Genomic DNA, 18,302 nt, shown 5'->3' with positions numbered 1-18,302 from the left:
GCGGCCCCTACCAATCAAGGGGTTAGCCATCATCTGTCGGGGTGTCTTTCGCCAACGGGTGGTGTTCCAGCACCAGTTCCGAGAGGCGCTCGTCCAGAACATGGGTGTAGATTTCGGTCGTAGCGACATCCGCATGACCCAGCAGAGTTTGGATCGAACGCAGATCAGCCCCGTTTGCAAGCAGGTGCGTCGCAAAAGCATGTCGCAATGTGTGCGGAGTGACTTTTTCGGGCGAAACGCCACCTTCAACGGCCAGTTCCTTGACCAACAGAAAAAAACGATGCCGGGTCAGATGCCCGGATTTCCCGCGCGAAGGGAACAGAAAACGCGATACTTGGCCGCCGTTGGCGATTGCGTTCTCCTCAGCCACGTCGCGGACTTCCAGCCACTCGGCCAACGCCTCACGGGCAGGGGGGGACAAGGGCACCATGCGCTCTTTCCCGCCTTTGCCGAGGACCAGCAGCATCCGCGGGTCGCCTCGGGCCGAACTAACGGGCAGCGACACCAACTCGGTCACCCGCATTCCCGTGGCGTAGAGCAATTCCATCAGGCAAGTGTTACGCACTTTGTCCGCGTCGGATCGGCCCGTTCGACGCGCAGCAGAAATCAGGCGGTCCACTTCGGGGACATCCAGCGTTTTAGGCAGTCTTTTTGCCCGCCCAGGACCTTTGATTTGAATTGCCGGATTATTGTCCCGCCAACCTTCTTCGAAAGCAAATCGATACAACTGCTTGATCGCCGACAAACGCCGCGCGCGAGTTGAGCGTGAAAGCCCCTGCGCATCACAATCGATCAGATAGCCTTCGATCCGGTCACGATCAGCCTCGGTGAAATCCGATTTCCGGCGCGTCAGCCAATCCGAGAAATCCTTTAGGTCCCGGCCATAAGCAAGCAGAGTGTTCGTTGCCGCCCCAAGCTCGGCGGCTTGCGCTTCCAGGAATGTGGATATCCAAATGTCCTGTGTCGCAGGCGCGGTCATGATCACGTCCCGTTTAGGATCATCAACTGCAATGCCGCACGACGGGCGGTATCCTCAAGCCCAACGCGACGGAATGCAGCGATCGCGGCAGTCAGGTCTACAAGATTACCGCGTGCACCATGGGCAAACAATTGCATCGTTTCCAGAATGGCTTCGCCCAATTGATCATTGTTAAGCAATGCATCGATGTCCGAGGGGATGGGGGCAGACCAGGCAAAACCCTGCGAAATCGCATCCGCCAGAGGGGTAGGCGACGCTGCGCGTTGAGGATCGCCCTGCGCGAGGGCCGAAAGAAACATGTTGGCCTCTGATTCGCTGGGGACGGTTTGGGCCGCATCCTCATAAAGCTCGGACAAAAGCAGTATGCGCCAGCGTAGATTTTCGGTGGCCTGATCCGGCAGAGTCATCGACGCCAGCCGGGGGGCGAAGAGTTCAGCGAAAGGAACCTCCAAATCCACGGTTTTCATCTGTGACCAAACGGATTTCAGCGCCTTTGAAACTTTTTCTGGGTCGCCTGCATCCAAGGCCGCTTCGAATTTTTGAATAGCTGCGACTCGATCCCATACTGCGCCCGAGGCCGCAGGCGAACGTGCAGTATAAAGACCCAGCAACTGATTGGGGGTCAGCGCACCAATGCGCGTCAGCCGTTCAGCAGCTTCAACCTGTGCTTTCCATCCGGCCACGTCGCGCAGATCCGCATTGGCAAAAGCCCGCGGCAGAGAGGCTGTTGGCAAGCGCTCTCCGATGGCTTCGAACAGACGGAAGGTAAGCGGATTGGGATTGTCGGGCTGCGGCAGATATTCTGCACCTTCAAACAATTCCGGGCTGAGAAATCGGTCAAGCAGGGCGAGTTGGTCTTCGGGCAAAACCTGCAGCGCGTGCACAGCCTCAAGCGTCAGGGCTGCCGAAGCCCAGTCGCCACGACGGGCTTTGCAGAAGATCTGAGCGGCATAGTCCCGGGACAAATTCGGTTGCGCGATCAGGGCCGTGCAACTGCGGTCCTCATCACCGGTCAGCAAGGTCGCATCAAACCAGCGCTTGAAGCGGTCTTGTGAATCGGTCGGACCGGCCAACTGGACCAAGGATTGCACCGGATCAGATGCTCCCAATTGCATTAGACGATCCAGGCGCGCCTTCAGCAGTATATCTTCTGCCTGACCTCCGGCAGGTGCGCGCGCCTCGGACAGCAACAGTGTGAACAGCAGTCGCTGCATGGCGGGATTGGATTTGACCCGAACCTGCGCTATAAGTTCGGCCAACCGTTCTGCATTGCTGCCTTGCCAGAGGTCCACGGGCAATCCCGTCACCGAAGAGGCCACCAACCCCAACGGCGCAGACAATGCCTCAAGCGGGGTCACCTGCACATCAGGTTGCAGCCCCGTTTGTGTTACCGGAGGTTCCAGAAGAACGGTACCCGGCAGATTCTCAGGTGGATTGGTCAGCCAGTCGATGATCGACAATGGCTCTTGCGTTTGTGCCTGCGCGGTTCCGGCCAAAAGAAGCGCCAGCAAAGTGCTTCTAGTCGGCATTAAGAATGACCGGTTCACGTATTTCGCTTTGCGGCGCTGAGAAGTCCACGCCAAAAAATGGTCCGATATAGGTATACCCGACCAACCCGATAAAACACAGGCAGATGAGGTAAATCAGGAACTTGATCAAACGGCCCATGGGTGAACGCTGCCTCAATTTTTGCTTTTACCCAAGTTATAACTAGCATTTTTCTTAAGATCACGTCATTCACGACGAAATGAGCGAAATTAAGCATAACACGGTGCGTTCCGACACAGCGGCGCAGTTTCGACTGCACAAAACGGTTGTATTGGTCGGAATGATGGGGGCTGGTAAGACGGCGGTTGGCCGAGCGCTGGCGGCACGGCTGGGTGTTCCGTTTCTGGACAGCGATGCCGAAATCGAATCGGCGGCCAATATGACCATCCCCGAGATATTTGCCCGCGACGGAGAAACTTTCTTTCGAAGTAAGGAAACTCAGATCATCGGGCGGCTTTTGGACGAGGAAAAAGGTATCCTATCGACCGGGGGCGGTGCGTTTATGTCGCAAGGCAATCGCAAAATGATCTCGGAGCTAGGCGCGTCTGTATGGTTGCGGGCTGATCTGAACGTCTTGTGGAATCGCGTCAAACATAAAGATACGCGGCCTTTGCTGCGTACGGCCGACCCGTATGCGACCTTGCGCGATTTGTACGTGGCGCGCGTGCCAATCTATGAACAGGCCGATCTGGTGGCCGACTCTGATGGTGAAACCGCAATCGAAGATATGGTGGATCGGGTCATTGCCGCACTGGCGACACGCCCGGATATTTTGGAACGAATTTAATGCATCAAACCGTACATGTTGATCTGGCCGAGCGTTCATATGATGTTGAGATCGGTCCCGGCCTTTTGGCGCAATCCGGGGAATGGATTGCTCCGCTGATAAAGCGTAAGCGTGTCGCGGTTCTGACGGATGAGACTGTCGCAGGCCTGCATCTGGATGCATTGCGTGAAGGCCTGGCCTCAGCCGGGATCGAGATGAGTGCTCTGGCACTGCCAGCGGGTGAGGCCACCAAAAGCTGGCCGCATTTTGAGCGCGCAGTGGAATGGCTGCTTGCGGAAAAGGTAGAACGTAACGATATCGTAGTCGCGCTCGGTGGGGGTGTTATCGGCGATCTGGCGGGTTTTGCCGCCGCAGTGATGCGACGCGGGGTGCGCTTTGTGCAGATACCGACATCGCTGCTGGCACAGGTCGATAGTTCGGTCGGCGGCAAGACTGGGATCAATGCGCCACATGGAAAGAACCTTATCGGTGCGTTTCATCAGCCTTCGTTGGTATTGGCGGACACGGATGTACTGGGCTCTTTGCAGGCGCGTGATTTCTTGGCCGGGTATGGCGAAGTGGTCAAATACGGTCTTCTCGGAGATGCCAAATTCTTTGAATGGCTGGAACAGAACGGCCCGATCTTGGCATCGGGCGACATGGCGGCGCGGGTGCAGGCTGTCACACGCTCAGTTCAGATGAAGGCTGATATCGTGGCGCGGGACGAGACCGAGCAAGGTGACCGGGCGCTGCTGAATCTGGGCCATACCTTCTGTCACGCGCTTGAGGCTGCAACGGGGTATTCAGATCGACTGCTGCATGGTGAAGGTGTCGCCATCGGGTGCGCGCTGGCGTTTGAAACGTCATCTCGTCTTGGCCTGTGCTCGCAAGAAGACCCAAGCCGTGTCAGGGCGCATTTGCGCGCGATGGGCATGAAGACCGATCTTGCCGATATCCCCGGCGAGTTGCCGAACGCTGAAACGCTGGTTGATCTGATGGGGCAGGACAAAAAGGTCATGGACGGCCAACTGCGCTTTGTCATGGCGCGCGGGATTGGGCAAGCTTTCGTCACATCAGATGTACCGCGCGAAACGGTGGTTTCAGTGCTTAAGGATGCGTTGGAGGTGTGATTGGGATTAGCGGCCCTGGATCACCATCAACTCACCAATATTCTCACGTGTAATGTAGCCTACCATCTGGCCTGACTTGGTGCACACGGCAATCGCAGGCGCGCCTTTGTGCAGCCCGTCCAAAACCTTGTTCAGCCCGCTGGTCAGCCCGACCTGCGGGATATCGGTCTCCATGACCGAGACGGCGGATTCCGATCTGGGGTGATCACCAGCAAGCGCCGTGAACAGCCGATCCCGGGTGACAAACCCCAATAGGCTGCCATCATGTGCCAGAACAGGAAATTCGTGCTGCGTCGTGTGAATGACAGCCTGCGCGGCCGTTGCCAGCGTGTCATCGGGCGATAGAGCTCTGAACTCTGTGATCATCGCATCCCGCGCCATCACGCGCCGCGTGACCGAGCGCAACGCGACGTCTTGATTTTCAGCATTCGCCGCAATGAAGACAAAGACAGCGATCAGCACAAGAATGGGATTGCCAGTTGTAAGTCCCAGAAAGCCAAGCCCAACCGCAACGATCTGACCGCCGAGGGCCGCAATGCGCGTGGCTTTGGTGCGTTCCATTTTCATGCACAGCAATGCGCGGAATACGCGCCCGCCATCCATGGGAAAGGCAGGGATCATGTTGAAAGCGGCCAGCAGCAGGTTCACGTATGCCAAACGGCTGAGCAGGCTGGTCCCGGGCGAGTCAATCTGCGCCAATGAGCCAAGCTGTATGCCCGCACCCAGCACAACCAGGATGGCCCATATGGCTATGTTCACCGCGGGGCCAGCTAATGCGACCCAAACCTCTTGCATCGGTTTTTCCGGCATTCGCTCAAGACGCGCCAGCCCGCCGATGGGTAACAGGGTGATGTCTGGCGTACGGATGCCATATCTCCGCGCCATCAGGGCGTGTCCGAATTCATGCGCCACGACGCAGGCAAACAAGGCCAGAACGAATACGATGTTGTTGAGCGCGGCAGCCCACCCACCGCTGGAATAGGCTGCAAACCCAACCCAGGCCAGCAGCAGGAAGAAGGTGACATGGACCCTCAGTTCCGAGCCGAGCAATCGGCCAAGTGAGAAGGACCATGCCATGTTGTTTCTCCGTTTGGTTTAGAACGGAATCTCGTCGTCATCGATACCACCGGATGCAGGGGCAGGGGCGCTGGACTGGCCGCCATAGGGATCACCATAGCCACCGCCAGCTTGACCGCCGCCATAGCCACCGCCACTACCGCCACCTTCACCGCGGGAATCCAGCATGGTCAGTTCGCTGCGATAGGGCCGCAACACAACCTCGGTCGAATAGCGATCCTGCCCCGACTGATCCTGCCATTTGCGGGTCTCTAGCTGGCCTTCGATATAGACCTTGCTGCCTTTGCGCAGATACTGCTCAGCAACGCGAACCAGAGGTTCCGAGAAAATGGCGACCGTGTGCCACTGGGTTCGATCCCGTCGTTCGCCCGTGTTGCGGTCTTTCCACGTTTCAGACGTAGCGATGCGAAGGTTGCATACCTTACCACCGTTCTGGAACGACCGCACTTCGGGGTCGGCACCAAGATTGCCGATCAAAATCACCTTGTTGACTGAACCCGCCATATATTCCCTCGTTCTACTCTGATTGGATGGCGCCCGAATCTGGCGCTGCGTTCTGCTGCTGACCCTATACGGGCTGCGACTTGGTTAAAACATGATTGATCATGCAACTGTGACCATCAAAATTTTAGTCTGGTCTTAACCAAGCTTTCATTTCGGACTGTTTTAACTATAATCTGTCTGGTTGTTGAGGGTGCAGGATTGGCATTAATGCGTTTTCTGGTTGGTGGTATCTCGGTATTGGGCCTTTGCCTGACGTCGTTTGCGACGCAGGCTGAAACGCTGTCTACCAAGAATCGCAAAGCGTTGTTCCTTAAGCAATCCAAGGTTTTGGACAATCGCGCTGCCAGCCAATATCGCGATTCAGAAAGGCTGAAACCCAAGACTGAGCGTGGAAAGTTCGTCAAGCGCTACACCGGTAACTATCGGGGGCAATATCTTGAACACGCCCGAAACGCTGCACGGCAGCACAACATTCCCGAAGAGCTGTTTCTGCGTCTTGTGCAGCAGGAAAGTGGCTGGAACCCGCATGCTGTTTCACACAAAGGTGCTTTAGGTTTGGCGCAGTTGATGCCGCAGACAGCCAGATTGCTGGGTGTTGATCCACGAGACCCGATTCAGAATCTCGAAGGCGGTGCGCGGTATCTGTCGTGGCAATATCGCAAGTTCAAATCCTGGCGTCTTGCTTTGGCTGCGTACAATGCAGGCCCTAAGGCGGTTGAAAAACATGGCGGCATCCCACCTTACAAAGAGACCCAGAACTATGTGAAAGTGATCTGGGGCGGCTAGCTGCATCGCGGCGAGGCCGATTGTTGATCGATCTGCGCGCACTGACATAGTCTGGGAAGGTAGTTCCCAGCTTTGGTGCGTTTTCGTGATGCTTCAGGATCGACCAGAAATTCCCTCTGACACATTGGTGAACTGGCAGCGCCTGGTGGATTTGGTTTCGCAACTGGCCGATGTGCCTGCCACCTTGATCATGAAAACCGATGCGCCAGATCATGCAGTCCTGATCACTTCGGATCACCCCGAGAACCCGTACCCTGTTGGCATGAACTTTCGCCTAAACCCCAAGCTATATTGTCAGGGCGTTCTTGAGCGGGATGGCGAATTTGTCGTCGAAGATGCCACGTGCGACCCGGCCTGGAACGATAACGAAGATTTGGAACATGGGATGTCCTTTTACATTGGATACCCATTGAAATGGCCGGATGGTGCAGTGTTTGGAACCATCTGTGTCTTGGATCGCCACCGCAATCGCCGTGCCCTATTGTTTCGTGAAGGGTTGGCGCAGTTCGCACGCATGGTCGAATCAGATTTGGCTTTGATTCAAGAGGTTTACCTACGCCGCGCCCTAGAGGATAAGCTGAACGAAACGTTGGCACATTTGGAAAATCGCGTCGAGGCAAGAACGCGCGAATTGCAGGAAACGAACACGGCCCTACGGGTGTTACTGACCAGTTTGGATGATGATCGAAAGGACCATGATCAGGATATTGTTGAACGGGTTCGCACGATGGTCATGCCTTATCTGGACAAGCTGCGTGGACAATTGACCGAAGGTGATACTGCGCAAGTTTATCTCGATCTGGCCGAAAGCAATCTCAGAGATATCACGTCGATGATCTCTGATAAGCTTTCGGAAGCGTTTTCGGTCATGACGCCAACGGAAATCGAGATCGCACAGTTGGTCATGTCGGGTAAATCCACCAAAGACATCGCCCGCGCCATGTCGCGCGAGACGTCTACGATTGATTTTCATCGTAACAATATTCGCCGGAAACTTGGCCTTGAAGGCCGGGATCAGAACCTGCGCAGCCATCTTTTGTCGATTTCGTGATCTAAGAATATGGGGATTACCCCCATATTTTCCCCTGATTTTTCTGATCTGAGCCACTCGGGTTGACCTTGCTAACCTGATCAGAAGGGCACGGAACCAGCCGTGCCCAGTCAATCGGGAGGATGAATATGGATCGCAAAGATCTAAAGTCGGTATTTCTGAACGGGGAACGCGACGCGCTGGCGAAGGGCCTTTCGCGTAGGTCGTTCTTTATGGCAGCTGGTGCCGCAGGTGTGGGGGCAGGTGCCTCGTTGCTGGGCAGCAAACCAGCCCAAGCGCAATCGCAGGCGTGGCTGCAACCGGGCAACAACAACCACGTGGTCGAGCTGCAGGGTTCAACAGGGCAGGCCAGCACCGGAACCGTCGGGATTGATTACTACGGTCACTGTGCGATCAAGATCACTTCACCCAACGGGGCGACGGTATTGTTCGATCCCTGGCGGGACGATCCGTCGGGTGCCTGGGGCTTGTGGTTTCGGAACGAGTTTCCGCAAATCCCTGTCGATATTACCATGTCCACCCACGCGCATTTCGACCATGACGCTATTGAACGACCCAGCTCGACAATGGTTCTGGATAGAATGGTCGGCAATTTTGAGTTCGCAGACCTCAAGATTACCGGTTTTGCCGACAAGCACGCCTGTGTTGCACCGGGCTGGTATGAGTGGACGAATGCGCTGGCCGAATTTGGTGCCGAGGCCTGCCCGCCGAACAATGTCGGGCACATGGATATGGTAGTGTATCTTGTCGAAACCGGAGGCATTCGCACCCTTATCTGGGGCGACAATCGGCACAATCCACCGCAAGAGTTCTGGGATGCCATTGGGCAAGTTGACGTACTTACACTGCCTATTGACGGATCGCAGCATATCCTCAGCTATGATCAGGGCAATGACATTGTCTCTAAACTACAGCCCAAGATCATCATCCCGACGCATTATCTGAACGATGTAACATCCTACACGCTAACGACGCTTCAATCCGCAGATGAGTGGGTCAAATCGCAGCCCAGCTTCAAGATGCTTGATAGTGCGAGCCTTCAGTTGAACGCCGAAGAAGTCGCTGGGATGTCCAACGAATTCATGCACTTCGGCAGCAACGTTATGACGGGCTGAATAGAATTTTCTACCTCTCACACGCAAATTGTGTCGCCTGTCCCCCAACACCCCGTGACACAAAAAAAGGGCCGGTCATGGACCGGCCCTTTTATCTCTTGCTGTGCCTTACTCGGCTGCGATTTTGATAACCGGCTCCATCTTTGCCAGAATATCCTCGGCAAGGTGGCATTTCACCTGATGCCCATCCGCAAGCGTCTGTACCGGAGGTACATGGGACTCACACCGCCCATCGGGCACCTCGGACTTCCAGCGACAGCGCGTCTGGAATGGGCAACCGGGTGGCGGATTCATCGCCGATGGGATATCACCCTCAAGCACGATATGCTGCTTCTCAATCGAAGTATCTGCGATTGGAACCGCACTTAGCAGAGCCTCGGTGTAGGGGTGATAGGGTGGGCTGAACACCTGATCGGTGGTCCCCAGTTCTACCACATGACCCAGATACATCACCATCACACGGTCGCTGAGATAGCGCACAATCGACAGATCGTGGCTGATGAATAGCAGCGTGGTTTTGTGTTCGCGCTGGATTTCCATCAACAGGTCGGTGACCGCCGCTTGAACCGAGACGTCGAGTGCAGAAACCGGCTCGTCCGCAACAACAATTCGCGCGTCGCCTGCAAACGCGCGGGCGATACCCACGCGCTGCTTTTGACCACCGGACAACTGACGTGGCATCCGGTCCGCAAAGGCCCGAGGAAGCTTCACCAGATCCAACAGTTCCAACATCCGTTGCTTGCGTTCAGCTTCCGAATTCCCGACGCCAAAGATTTCCAATGCGCGTATGATCTGTCGACCTACCGTCATCGACGGATTCAACGTGTCGAACGGGTTCTGGAAAACCATCTGCACTTCGCCCACGGTCTTCGCGTCCCGCTCCTCGATCGGAACATCTTCGATGTTGCGATTGTCCAGCAAGATTTGCCCGTCAGTGGCTGTCTCAAGCCCCATCAAAACCTTCGCAAAGGTCGATTTACCGCAGCCGGATTCGCCCACAATGGCGAGCGTTTCCGATTCATGCGCCTCAAAGCTGAGCGTCTCATTGGCCTTAACGACCTTGGTTTCGCCGCCCCCGAACAAGGCATTGGCCGCAACCTCGTAATATTTCTTGAGGTTGTCCATCTTCAGAACGGTTCGGCCGATTTCGCCTTTTTCTTTTTGTTCACCCACAGTGATCGGCGCGTTCCAGTCGATTTCCTGGAACTTCAAACAGCGCGTGTGGTGCCGGTCGTTGCCGGGCACCGCCTCCATCAAAATGTCCTTGGCGTCGCAGCGACCTTCTTCGAAATAGTCGCAGCGTGGACCAAAGTTACAGCCCGGGGGCCGTTCATGGGGCAGGGGAAAGTTCCCCGGGATTGCCACCAGCGGGCGCGAGTTCTTGTCAGCTCCGGGCAGCGGGATTGAGCGGAACAGCGCCTGTGTATACGGGTGCTGCATTTCGTCGAATACATCTTTGATCGAGCCGCGCTCGACCGCTTCGCCTGAATACATCACGCATAGCCGGTCGCAGGTCTCCAGAACCAGCCCGAGATTGTGCGAGATAAACAGCATAGAGGTGCCGTATTTCTTGCCCAGATCCTTGACCAGTTCAACCACTGCGGCCTCAACGGTCACATCCAATGCAGTCGTCGGTTCATCCAAGATTAAAAGCGCCGGTTTCGACATCAGCGCCATCGCGATCACGATCCGCTGCTGCTGACCACCGGACAGCTGGTGCGGGAATGAATTCAACATCCGCTCAGGGTCGGGCAGTCTAACATCAGTGACCACCTCCAAGGCACGGGCATAGGCCTCTTCCGCGCCCACGCCCTCATGGATCATGGGCACTTCCATCAGCTGCTTACCGATCTTCATCGCCGGGTTTAGCGACGCCATTGGCTCCTGATAGATCATGGCGATTTCGTTGCCGCGAATGTCTCGCAGTTCTTCGGTCGTCATCTCGCTTAGATCACGCCCCTTGAACTTGATCGATCCGCCAACGATACGGCCGTTCTTGCCAAGATCCTGCATGACCCCAAGGGCCACAGTGGATTTGCCGCAGCCGGATTCACCAACCAGCCCTACAGCCTCACCGGGCTGAACACTGACCGAAAAGTCCATGACTGCAGGGATTTCGCGCAGACGGGTGAAGAAGGATATCGACAGCTTGTCGATCTCCAGGATCGGGCCGTCAAATTCCGCCATTTTGCTCATCTTGTTTACTCCTCGCGAGAGTCAGGGGGATCCCCTTCATCTGGCTAAAAATATCTCGGGGGTCCGGGGGCAGAGCCCCCGGCCTCGGTCACATCAATCCTTCAGACTTTCTTCGCGCAGCCCGTCTGCCAACAGGTTCAAACCAAGAACCAGTGAGAGCAGTGCAAAAGCAGGCGGAAGGGCAGGGTGCAGATAGATCGACAAGAGCTTGCGGCCCTCGTTAATCGTCGACCCCCAGTCCGGGCTTTCGGGTGGCAGACCCAGCCCGAAGAAACCCAAGGTTCCCAATAGAATGGTGGTATAGCCAATCCTAAGGCAGAAATCGACGATCAGTGGGCCGCGTGCATTGGGCAGGATCTCCCACAGCATGATGTACCAAGGACCCTCGCCACGGGTTTGCGCCGCCGCCACATAGTCCCGCGTCTTGATGTCCAGCGCCAACCCGCGCACGATGCGGAACACCGTGGGCGAATTCACGAAGACCACCGAGACAAAGACCACCAGGATACCACCCGGAATATCGAACAGATCCAGATATGTGGGCAGCCCCCAAATGCGGTAGGCATCAGTGTTGATGATATACCCTCCGGTCGAAATCAGCGACAGGTACAGCCAAACCGTAATGCCCAACACAGCAATCAAAAGCGGTGTCCGGAAACTGGGGCGCGTATAGAACCGAGAGTTCAGCAAAACCGCCAAGAACAGAATCGGAAAGACGAACAACACTGCCGCCATGTAATTCGGCACCCCGGTTGCAACGATCTCAGGCGTCACCAACAGGTAGAACAGCAGGATGACGGGGAAGGCCAGGATCAAGTTTGCCAGGAAGGACAGGAACGTGTCGAGACGTCCGCCGTAGTAGCCTGCGGGCAGGCCCAAAGTAATCCCGACCATAAAGGCGAACATGGTCGCCAGCGGTGCGATCTGCACCACGATCCAGGCCCCTTTGACCATGCGACTGAAAACGTCGCGGGCCAAGTTGTCCCCACCCAGCAGATACCAGGCGAGCTCTCCATCTTCCACATTCGGCAGCGGAGTTCCCGGCACCTTGTTTTTCATGCCCGAAACCTGTGTCAGCGGGTCATGGGTGACGATCATGTCCATTGCACCAAAGATGCCAGTAAACACCCAGAACATCACAAGGCCAAAACCAATCATGCCGATGGGGCTGTCATACAGCTTGCCATACAGACCCAGGCGCCGTTTGAAGGCGATGGAAGACGCGAACATGATGATCAGGGCAACCCAAACTGGCAGGAATTGCTGGGACATTGCCCCGATAATTCCTGCACTCGTGCCCATCACGATGCCAAGCAGCAGATAGGCCACAGACAAGCCAACACAGGCAAGGAAACTGTAGTTTAGTGCCAACTGGATCAGGCCGCGAAACCCGCCACCGGAACTGACAGTCCCGTCAGAGTTTACTGTGATTTGTTGCTCGGGCAGGAAGATGCTCGCGACGATCCAGACCAATATAGACAGCACAAGCGCCGCCAAAGCGATCATCAGGATCGGATTAAGGAAGGCGATAGAGCCGGTCCAGCTTAGAGGTTCCATAGTCTATCCCTTCTTACGAAATGCGAATGCGCGGGTTGAGGTAGACATAGCCGATGTCTGAAATCAGCTGCGTCACCAGAACAACAAAGACCGACACGACCGAGATCGCCAGCAGCAGCTGGATGTCGTTATTGCCTGCGGCCTGAACCAACGCCCAGCCAAAGCCCTTGTAGTTGAACAGGGTCTCGACGATCACCACACCATTCAGCAACCATGGGAACTGCAGCATGATGACGGTGAAGGGCGCGATCAGCGCATTGCGCAACGCGTGTTTCATGACGATGTTGCCGAACGACACACCTTTGAGGCGTGCGGTTCTGATGTATTGCGCTGTCATAACCTCGGTCATCGAGGCGCGGGTCATCCGGGCGATATAACCCATCCCGTAAAGCGCAATGGTCAACACCGGTAGGAAGAAGTTCTCGAAGGTCGGGTTCTCCATCGCTTGTGTTGCCGTGCCCTTGAACCATTTCAGGCCAACAGTCGACGAGGTGAAGATCGCGATAAAGATAACACCCGAAACATATTCTGGGGTTGCGGTCGTGATGATCGAGAATGTCGATAGCGACCGATCCAGAGCAGACCCTTCGCGCATCCCCGCAAGTACCCCAACCAGCAAGGCAGAGGGCACCATCAACACGAGCACCCAGAACATCAGATAGCCAGTATTGCCAAGGCGTTTTGCGACAATTGTACCCACTTCATCCTTGAAGACGGTGGAATAACCCCAATCGCCCTGCAGGACACCGCAGTAGCGTGGCGTGGTTTCCTCGGTCGAGCCGGGACGCGTACAGCTTCCAACAAATGTGCCGTCATCCAATGTGTTGGTAAATCCAGGCGCGACCCCAAGCCACTGACCATATTTGATCAATGTAGGCTGCAGATAGCCGCGGTTTTCCAGCCAAGTCTGGACCTGTTCGTCCGACATCCGCTGGTTCCCTTGAGTTTTGGCAAGTTTTTCGAGGTTTGGGTATAGGTTGGTCAAAAAGAAGACCACGAAAGTCAGGCAAAGCGCTGTCAGCAGCATTACGCCAAACCGTCGGAGGATGAAGAGTCCCATGATGGCCCCTGTTGTTTGGGTGTTCCGCAGATCAGTGGACCATTATCTGGCCTCGGACGTCCGACCCCGTGTCGGCAAGTCTGCGGCTGGAAAGGGGCGCCTGAACCGGCGCCCCTTGTCATGAGTAAGCAGTGATTACGCGGCCCAGCCCCACTTATACTGGTGATGCTCGAAAGCGACGTGCATGTCGGTTCCCACAAGACCATCTTTCATGTGACGGTAGAGTGAGCGCCAGTAGGGTTGGATGGTAACACCTTCCTCCTGGATCATGGCCTCACCTTTGGCGACGATTTCACGGCGCTTATCGGCGTCGGCGATGGCCAACGCTTCGGCCAGGATGGCGTCGAATTCAGGATTTTCCCAACCGAATTCATTCCAGGCTTCTCCAGATTTGTAGGCCAAGGCCCAGATCTGAACACCCAGCGGACGCGGGTTCCAGTTGGTTGAACTGAACGGGTATTTTGCCCAGTCGTTCCAGAACGTGTTGCCGGGAAGAACGGTACGCTTGACCTTGATGCCAGCATCCCGAAGCTGAGCGGCTACCGCATCGGTGGTATTCCGGCGCCAATCGTCGTCGATTGAAAGCAGCTCATGCTCATAATCGGCCATGCCAGCCTCTTCCATCAGAGCAAGCGCCCCTGCGGGATCGACCTTCTGCTTCGGCAACTCGAAGTAGTCCGGGTGGATTGGTCCGACATGGTGGTTTTCAGCAGGCGAACCGCGACCGCCGTATCCCAGCTCAAGACAGACTGAATTGTCGACTGCCATTGTCAGAGCCTGACGCACACGCTTGTCGGCATAGGGTTTTACGCCGTCCACTTCAGCAAGTTGGTTGGGCCGGATCACGATGGTTGCCATCGTGACAACTTCGGACTTCACGTAACCGAGGCTGTCCATAACGTCGATGAATTCACCGACCGACTCGTAGAGCATGTCGACTTCGTCAGATTCCAGCGCGGCCAGCCAGGCCGATGGATCGGTTCCGTAATCGATATACTCGATCCGGTCGAGCGCAGGACGCCCGAATACTTCCTCGCCCCACCAAGTATGGTCCTCATTGCGTACCATTACGCCTTTCACGCCGACTTCCAGCTCTTGCATTAGATAGGGGCCGGTGCCGACGTTGTTCAGGAGATCGGTTTCGCTGAAGGATTCGTGCACGATTGCAGCGGGATAGTCCGACATACCAGGGATCAGCGTGATATCTGGGGCAGGCAGGTTCAGTTGAACTGTGTGATCGTCCACGACCTGAATACTGCCTTCAATCGCCTGACCGGTATCGTCGTCAACCAATGTCGCAAAGCGACCCGCCATCGAGTTGGTTTCCGAGCCCTTGTCACACCACCGCGCAATGTTGCGAGCCACATCGTTTGCGGTAAAATCATCACCGTTGTTCCACTTGGCACCTTTACGGACTTTCAGTGTATAGACAGTGGCGTCGTCGTTGATTTCCCAGCCTTCCAGTAGCATGCCGCGGAAGGAACCATCCGAGTTGTATTCAACCAGATATTCCAAGGTGCCGCGGCTGAAGTTGGCAATCTGCGACCAGTCATAAGTCCGTGGATCTTTCAGAGCCCGCACTTCCATTTGAACGCGCAGGGTGCCACCCTCTTTTTTGGCATCCTCGCCTTCTGCAACGGCAGGTGTTGGCAGGCCAATCAAGCTGTAGGCTGCCGCTGCCGTCACGCCGAGGCTTGTGGCGCGCGTAAGGAATTCGCGTCGGCTTAGTTTGCCGTCACGATATTCCTGAGCATGCATCTCTGCTGCCCAATGCACTGGCTTTCCGTTGATTGTTTGGTTCTCCATAGATGTCTCCCTGTGACACATATTTTTGTTAGATTTCGTGTTTCTGATTGATTCAAGACGGGCGCTACAGGGACCGTTTGGTATCGGTCGGTAGTGCCGAGGGTTTGGATTTTAGATTTGTGTACATCCCCATGGTCGTATTCGGCACCAGTTTTCACGTGGCGTCAATGTTGGAAATCGTCATAGATGGTTCAAAAGCGACATCATTGACAAAAGTATGCCAAGATAAGCTTCGATCTGAAACCTGGCGGATCAATAAACGATTGGCTAATTTTGGCATGCAATTGCATACCAAGTTTGCCTAATAAAATACTGATTTGTATATGTGATTGAGTGCCTATGAGCTAAAGCGTTGAGCCAGCGGCTTCAATGTGATTCCATGATTTCATGCGGGCGCGAAACCAGGTGCGTTGTCGCTTGGCGAACCGGCGTGTCGCAATTGTTGCTTTCTCGCGGGCTTCGTCCAATGTCATGCGACCTTCCAGACAGGCCATCAGCTCCGGAACCCCAATCGCTTTGCAGGACGGTAAATCCGGATTGTAACGATCGCGCATCGCGGCCACTTCGTCCATTGCTCCCTGTTCCACCATCAGATCAAACCGGCGACTGATGCGTTCCAACAGCCAGTTCTTTTCGGCGTCGAATACAATCGGAACGGTGTCTCGGATGCCCAGTGTTGGCGCAGGGGTATCGGCCTGCCATTCAAGCAGGGAACGACCTGTAGCAACCTTGACCTCCCAAGCGCGTTGAACTCGGGCGCGATTTTGAGTGTCGATTTTTCGCAGCGTCTGGGTGTCCAAGCCCTTGATCAATTGTTGCAACGGGATTGTGTCGGCTTCCGCCCGAATATCCGGTGGCGTAGCGGGTATGTCGGCCATACCTTCAGTCAGGGCAGTGAAATAAAGCCCGGTACCGCCGACAATAATTGGGCGCTGCTTTTGGGACAGTAAGGGCGTAACCTCTCGCAGCCAGTGACCTGTTGAATAGGTCTGATCATGGGCGATGTGCCCGTACAGTCGGTGCGGCGCGCGCGCCTCATCTTCGGGCGAAGGCCGGGCCGAGATGATCTGCCAGCAATCATATACCTGACTCGCATCGGCATTGACGATCTCGCCCCCGCAACGCTCTGCAATTAGCAGTGCCAGCGCCGATTTGCCTGAGGCCGTAGGCCCGGCAATCAACACGGGTTTGTCATCGGGAATTGACGGCAATTGCGCCCAAAGCCGGTTCTCGGTGTTGTCGGCCATTGATGCTTGCCTTGTTCCTGACGATCCGCATTGAACCTGCGGAGATTTTGCTTCATTTTGCGCCGGAAAATAACCCCGTGCCAGCCCGGAGCGCAACATGAGCCTTTCCTCATCCATTGAGACCACAGAAACCCCGAAAACAACCTATAACCGCGTCATGTTGAAGATTTCGGGGGAGGCGCTGATGGGGGATCAGGGATTCGGGCTGCATCCACCAACCGTTCAGCGCATCGCGCAAGAGGTCAAATCGGTTCACGATCTGGGGGTCGAGATTTGTATGGTGATTGGCGGCGGGAATATCTTCCGCGGGCTATCTGGATCTGCGCAGGGGATGGAGCGGACGACGGCCGATTACATGGGCATGCTGGCGACTGTCATGAATGCACTGGCGATGCAATCCGCGCTTGAGGGTGTTGGGGTCTTTACGCGCGTGATCTCGGCCATTCGCATGGACGAGGTTTGCGAGCCTTACATCCGCCGCCGCGCTGTGCGTCACCTTGAAAAGAAACGGGTTTGCATCTTTGCAGCCGGGACCGGGAACCCTTATTTCACCACCGACACAGCCGCGACTTTGCGTGCGAACGAAATGGCCTGTCAGGCCATTTTCATGGGCAAGAACGGCGTGGACGGTGTGTATGACAAAGATCCGAAGGTTCACGAGGATGCGGTGCGTTACAATACTGTGTCTTACGATGACGTGCTTGCCAAACGGCTGCGAGTCATGGACGCATCGGCGATTGCACTGGCACGCGACAATAATCTGCCGCTGATTGTGTTTGGTCTGGATGAGCCGGGCGGGTTCCGCGGAATTCTGGCGGGCGAGGGCACCTATACCAAAGTGCAGGGCTAGTTTCCGCGCTGTTTTAGTATGAGGTCGGGCATTTACGCCCGGCCTCTTTCATTTTTGGCCTTCGAAGAAACCTACCGAGTTGCCATCGGGATCGGTTGCATAAATGAACCGGCCTGCGGGAATGGAAATCGGGTCAGAAAGAACCTTGCCGCCAGCCCGTACAACGCGCATCATCGTATCCTCAATTTTGCCCTGCGCGGCCAAATGCAGAGTGGGACCTTCGCCACCTTTGGCAGGTTTGCCCGGATACAAGTGCAACGCTACACCGATCTCAACCTCAGCAGGTTTGAAGACGGCCATCGGGTTTGGGCCGCTTTCGTCCAGATGCAGCTCAGCCCCAGTCACCTCGGCATAGAATGCTATGGCCTTGTCCAGATTGCTGACGGGCAATTCGCCCCAAACCAGAAAATCTTTGGGTGTATAGTTCATGGTCTTTCCTCTTGGTTTTGTATTGCGGCACCTTCCCATCCCATGATGACAAAAACCGTCATCAGAACAGGTGCTTGACCCACAAGCAAAGCTCTGGCTATCTGGCGCGGACCTTTGGTAGCAAACACTCACGCCAAGGGCTGCCGCCGACCTTTCAACGCTGTTGAGCCCGCGGCTGGGCTGGAAGACCTGCCTTGTTTT

At 55.7% G+C, this 18,302-nt stretch carries 17 protein-coding genes; 6 read left to right on the top strand and 11 right to left on the bottom strand.

Going from position 1 to position 18,302, the window contains the following annotated elements:
• Window positions 1–22: 22 nt before the first annotated feature.
• From ACR0NN_RS02955 to ACR0NN_RS02945, 3 genes are read right to left on the bottom strand one after another with little or no spacing between them, the layout of a single operon-like run.
• On the bottom strand, window positions 23–979 hold the full coding sequence (locus ACR0NN_RS02955) for a tyrosine recombinase (protein WP_170719509.1): 957 nt from the start codon (window positions 977–979) through the stop codon (window positions 23–25).
• Between the two features lie 2 nt (window positions 980–981).
• Entirely contained in the window at window positions 982–2,508 is a 1,527-nt protein-coding gene (locus ACR0NN_RS02950) for a hypothetical protein (protein WP_170719507.1), read from the bottom strand.
• Window positions 2,498–2,647: a hypothetical protein gene (locus ACR0NN_RS02945; RefSeq protein ID WP_170682897.1), complete on the bottom strand. Its 150-nt coding sequence runs from the start codon at window positions 2,645–2,647 to the stop codon at window positions 2,498–2,500. The genes ACR0NN_RS02950 and ACR0NN_RS02945 overlap by 11 nt, the downstream gene beginning before the upstream one ends.
• Before the next feature lie 79 nt (window positions 2,648–2,726).
• On the opposite strand from ACR0NN_RS02945, the gene ACR0NN_RS02940 reads away from it, so the two are divergent.
• Together ACR0NN_RS02940 and aroB are read left to right on the top strand one after the other, a co-directional pair.
• A complete protein-coding gene (locus tag ACR0NN_RS02940; RefSeq protein WP_170719505.1) occupies window positions 2,727–3,314 on the top strand; it encodes a shikimate kinase in 588 nt (195 codons plus the stop codon).
• Window positions 3,314–4,423: a 3-dehydroquinate synthase gene (gene aroB / locus ACR0NN_RS02935; RefSeq protein WP_170719503.1), complete on the top strand. Its 1,110-nt coding sequence runs from the start codon at window positions 3,314–3,316 to the stop codon at window positions 4,421–4,423. The genes ACR0NN_RS02940 and aroB overlap by 1 nt, the downstream gene beginning before the upstream one ends.
• A gap of 6 nt (window positions 4,424–4,429) precedes the next feature.
• Here the strand turns inward: aroB and ACR0NN_RS02930 are convergent, their stop codons facing one another.
• Both ACR0NN_RS02930 and ssb read right to left on the bottom strand, forming a co-directional pair.
• Complete coding sequence (locus ACR0NN_RS02930; protein ID WP_170719501.1) at window positions 4,430–5,500, bottom strand: site-2 protease family protein; 1,071 nt, start codon at window positions 5,498–5,500, stop codon at window positions 4,430–4,432.
• An 18-nt stretch (window positions 5,501–5,518) separates the two neighbouring features.
• Complete coding sequence (gene ssb / locus ACR0NN_RS02925) at window positions 5,519–6,004, bottom strand: single-stranded DNA-binding protein (protein WP_170719499.1); 486 nt, start codon at window positions 6,002–6,004, stop codon at window positions 5,519–5,521.
• Between the two features lie 207 nt (window positions 6,005–6,211).
• Between ssb and ACR0NN_RS02920 the strand changes: the two genes are divergently transcribed.
• The 3 genes from ACR0NN_RS02920 (at window position 6,212) to ACR0NN_RS02910 (ending at window position 8,956) form a co-directional block, all read left to right on the top strand.
• Window positions 6,212–6,790 carry a lytic transglycosylase domain-containing protein gene (locus ACR0NN_RS02920; protein WP_170719497.1) on the top strand — a complete coding sequence of 193 codons (579 nt, stop codon included), beginning with the start codon at window positions 6,212–6,214 and terminating at the stop codon, window positions 6,788–6,790.
• Between the two features lie 127 nt (window positions 6,791–6,917).
• A complete protein-coding gene (locus tag ACR0NN_RS02915) occupies window positions 6,918–7,841 on the top strand; it encodes a LuxR C-terminal-related transcriptional regulator (RefSeq protein WP_480683853.1) in 924 nt (307 codons plus the stop codon).
• A gap of 128 nt (window positions 7,842–7,969) precedes the next feature.
• Window positions 7,970–8,956, top strand: coding sequence for an MBL fold metallo-hydrolase (locus ACR0NN_RS02910; protein ID WP_170719492.1), 987 nt, complete (start codon window positions 7,970–7,972; stop codon window positions 8,954–8,956).
• Window positions 8,957–9,064: 108 nt separating this feature from the next.
• Here the strand turns inward: ACR0NN_RS02910 and ACR0NN_RS02905 are convergent, their stop codons facing one another.
• The 5 genes from ACR0NN_RS02905 to miaA form a co-directional block, all read right to left on the bottom strand.
• A complete protein-coding gene (locus ACR0NN_RS02905) occupies window positions 9,065–11,152 on the bottom strand; it encodes an ABC transporter ATP-binding protein (RefSeq protein WP_170719490.1) in 2,088 nt (695 codons plus the stop codon).
• A 93-nt stretch (window positions 11,153–11,245) separates the two neighbouring features.
• Entirely contained in the window at window positions 11,246–12,709 is a 1,464-nt protein-coding gene (locus tag ACR0NN_RS02900) for an ABC transporter permease (protein ID WP_170719489.1), read from the bottom strand.
• A 13-nt stretch (window positions 12,710–12,722) separates the two neighbouring features.
• On the bottom strand, window positions 12,723–13,769 hold the full coding sequence (locus ACR0NN_RS02895; protein ID WP_170682887.1) for an ABC transporter permease: 1,047 nt from the start codon (window positions 13,767–13,769) through the stop codon (window positions 12,723–12,725).
• Window positions 13,770–13,904: 135 nt separating this feature from the next.
• Entirely contained in the window at window positions 13,905–15,575 is a 1,671-nt protein-coding gene (locus ACR0NN_RS02890) for an ABC transporter substrate-binding protein (protein ID WP_170719487.1), read from the bottom strand.
• A gap of 344 nt (window positions 15,576–15,919) precedes the next feature.
• Window positions 15,920–16,822 (bottom strand): tRNA (adenosine(37)-N6)-dimethylallyltransferase MiaA, encoded by a 903-nt coding sequence (gene miaA, locus ACR0NN_RS02885; protein ID WP_480683850.1) that lies wholly within the window; start codon window positions 16,820–16,822, stop codon window positions 15,920–15,922.
• A 97-nt stretch (window positions 16,823–16,919) separates the two neighbouring features.
• Here miaA and pyrH point away from each other — a divergent pair, with 97 nt between their 5' ends.
• Entirely contained in the window at window positions 16,920–17,672 is a 753-nt protein-coding gene (gene pyrH, locus ACR0NN_RS02880; RefSeq protein WP_170719483.1) for a UMP kinase, read from the top strand.
• A 48-nt stretch (window positions 17,673–17,720) separates the two neighbouring features.
• Here pyrH and ACR0NN_RS02875 read toward each other — a convergent pair whose 3' ends face one another.
• The gene (locus ACR0NN_RS02875) at window positions 17,721–18,101 is read right to left on the bottom strand and encodes a VOC family protein (protein ID WP_170719481.1); all 381 of its coding nucleotides are present in this window, start codon (window positions 18,099–18,101) and stop codon (window positions 17,721–17,723) included.
• Window positions 18,102–18,302 lie beyond the last annotated feature (201 nt).

The sequence above is a fragment of the Ruegeria sp. BA2 genome (assembly GCF_056539605.1).
This window is presented reverse-complemented; position numbering and strand designations above follow the sequence as displayed.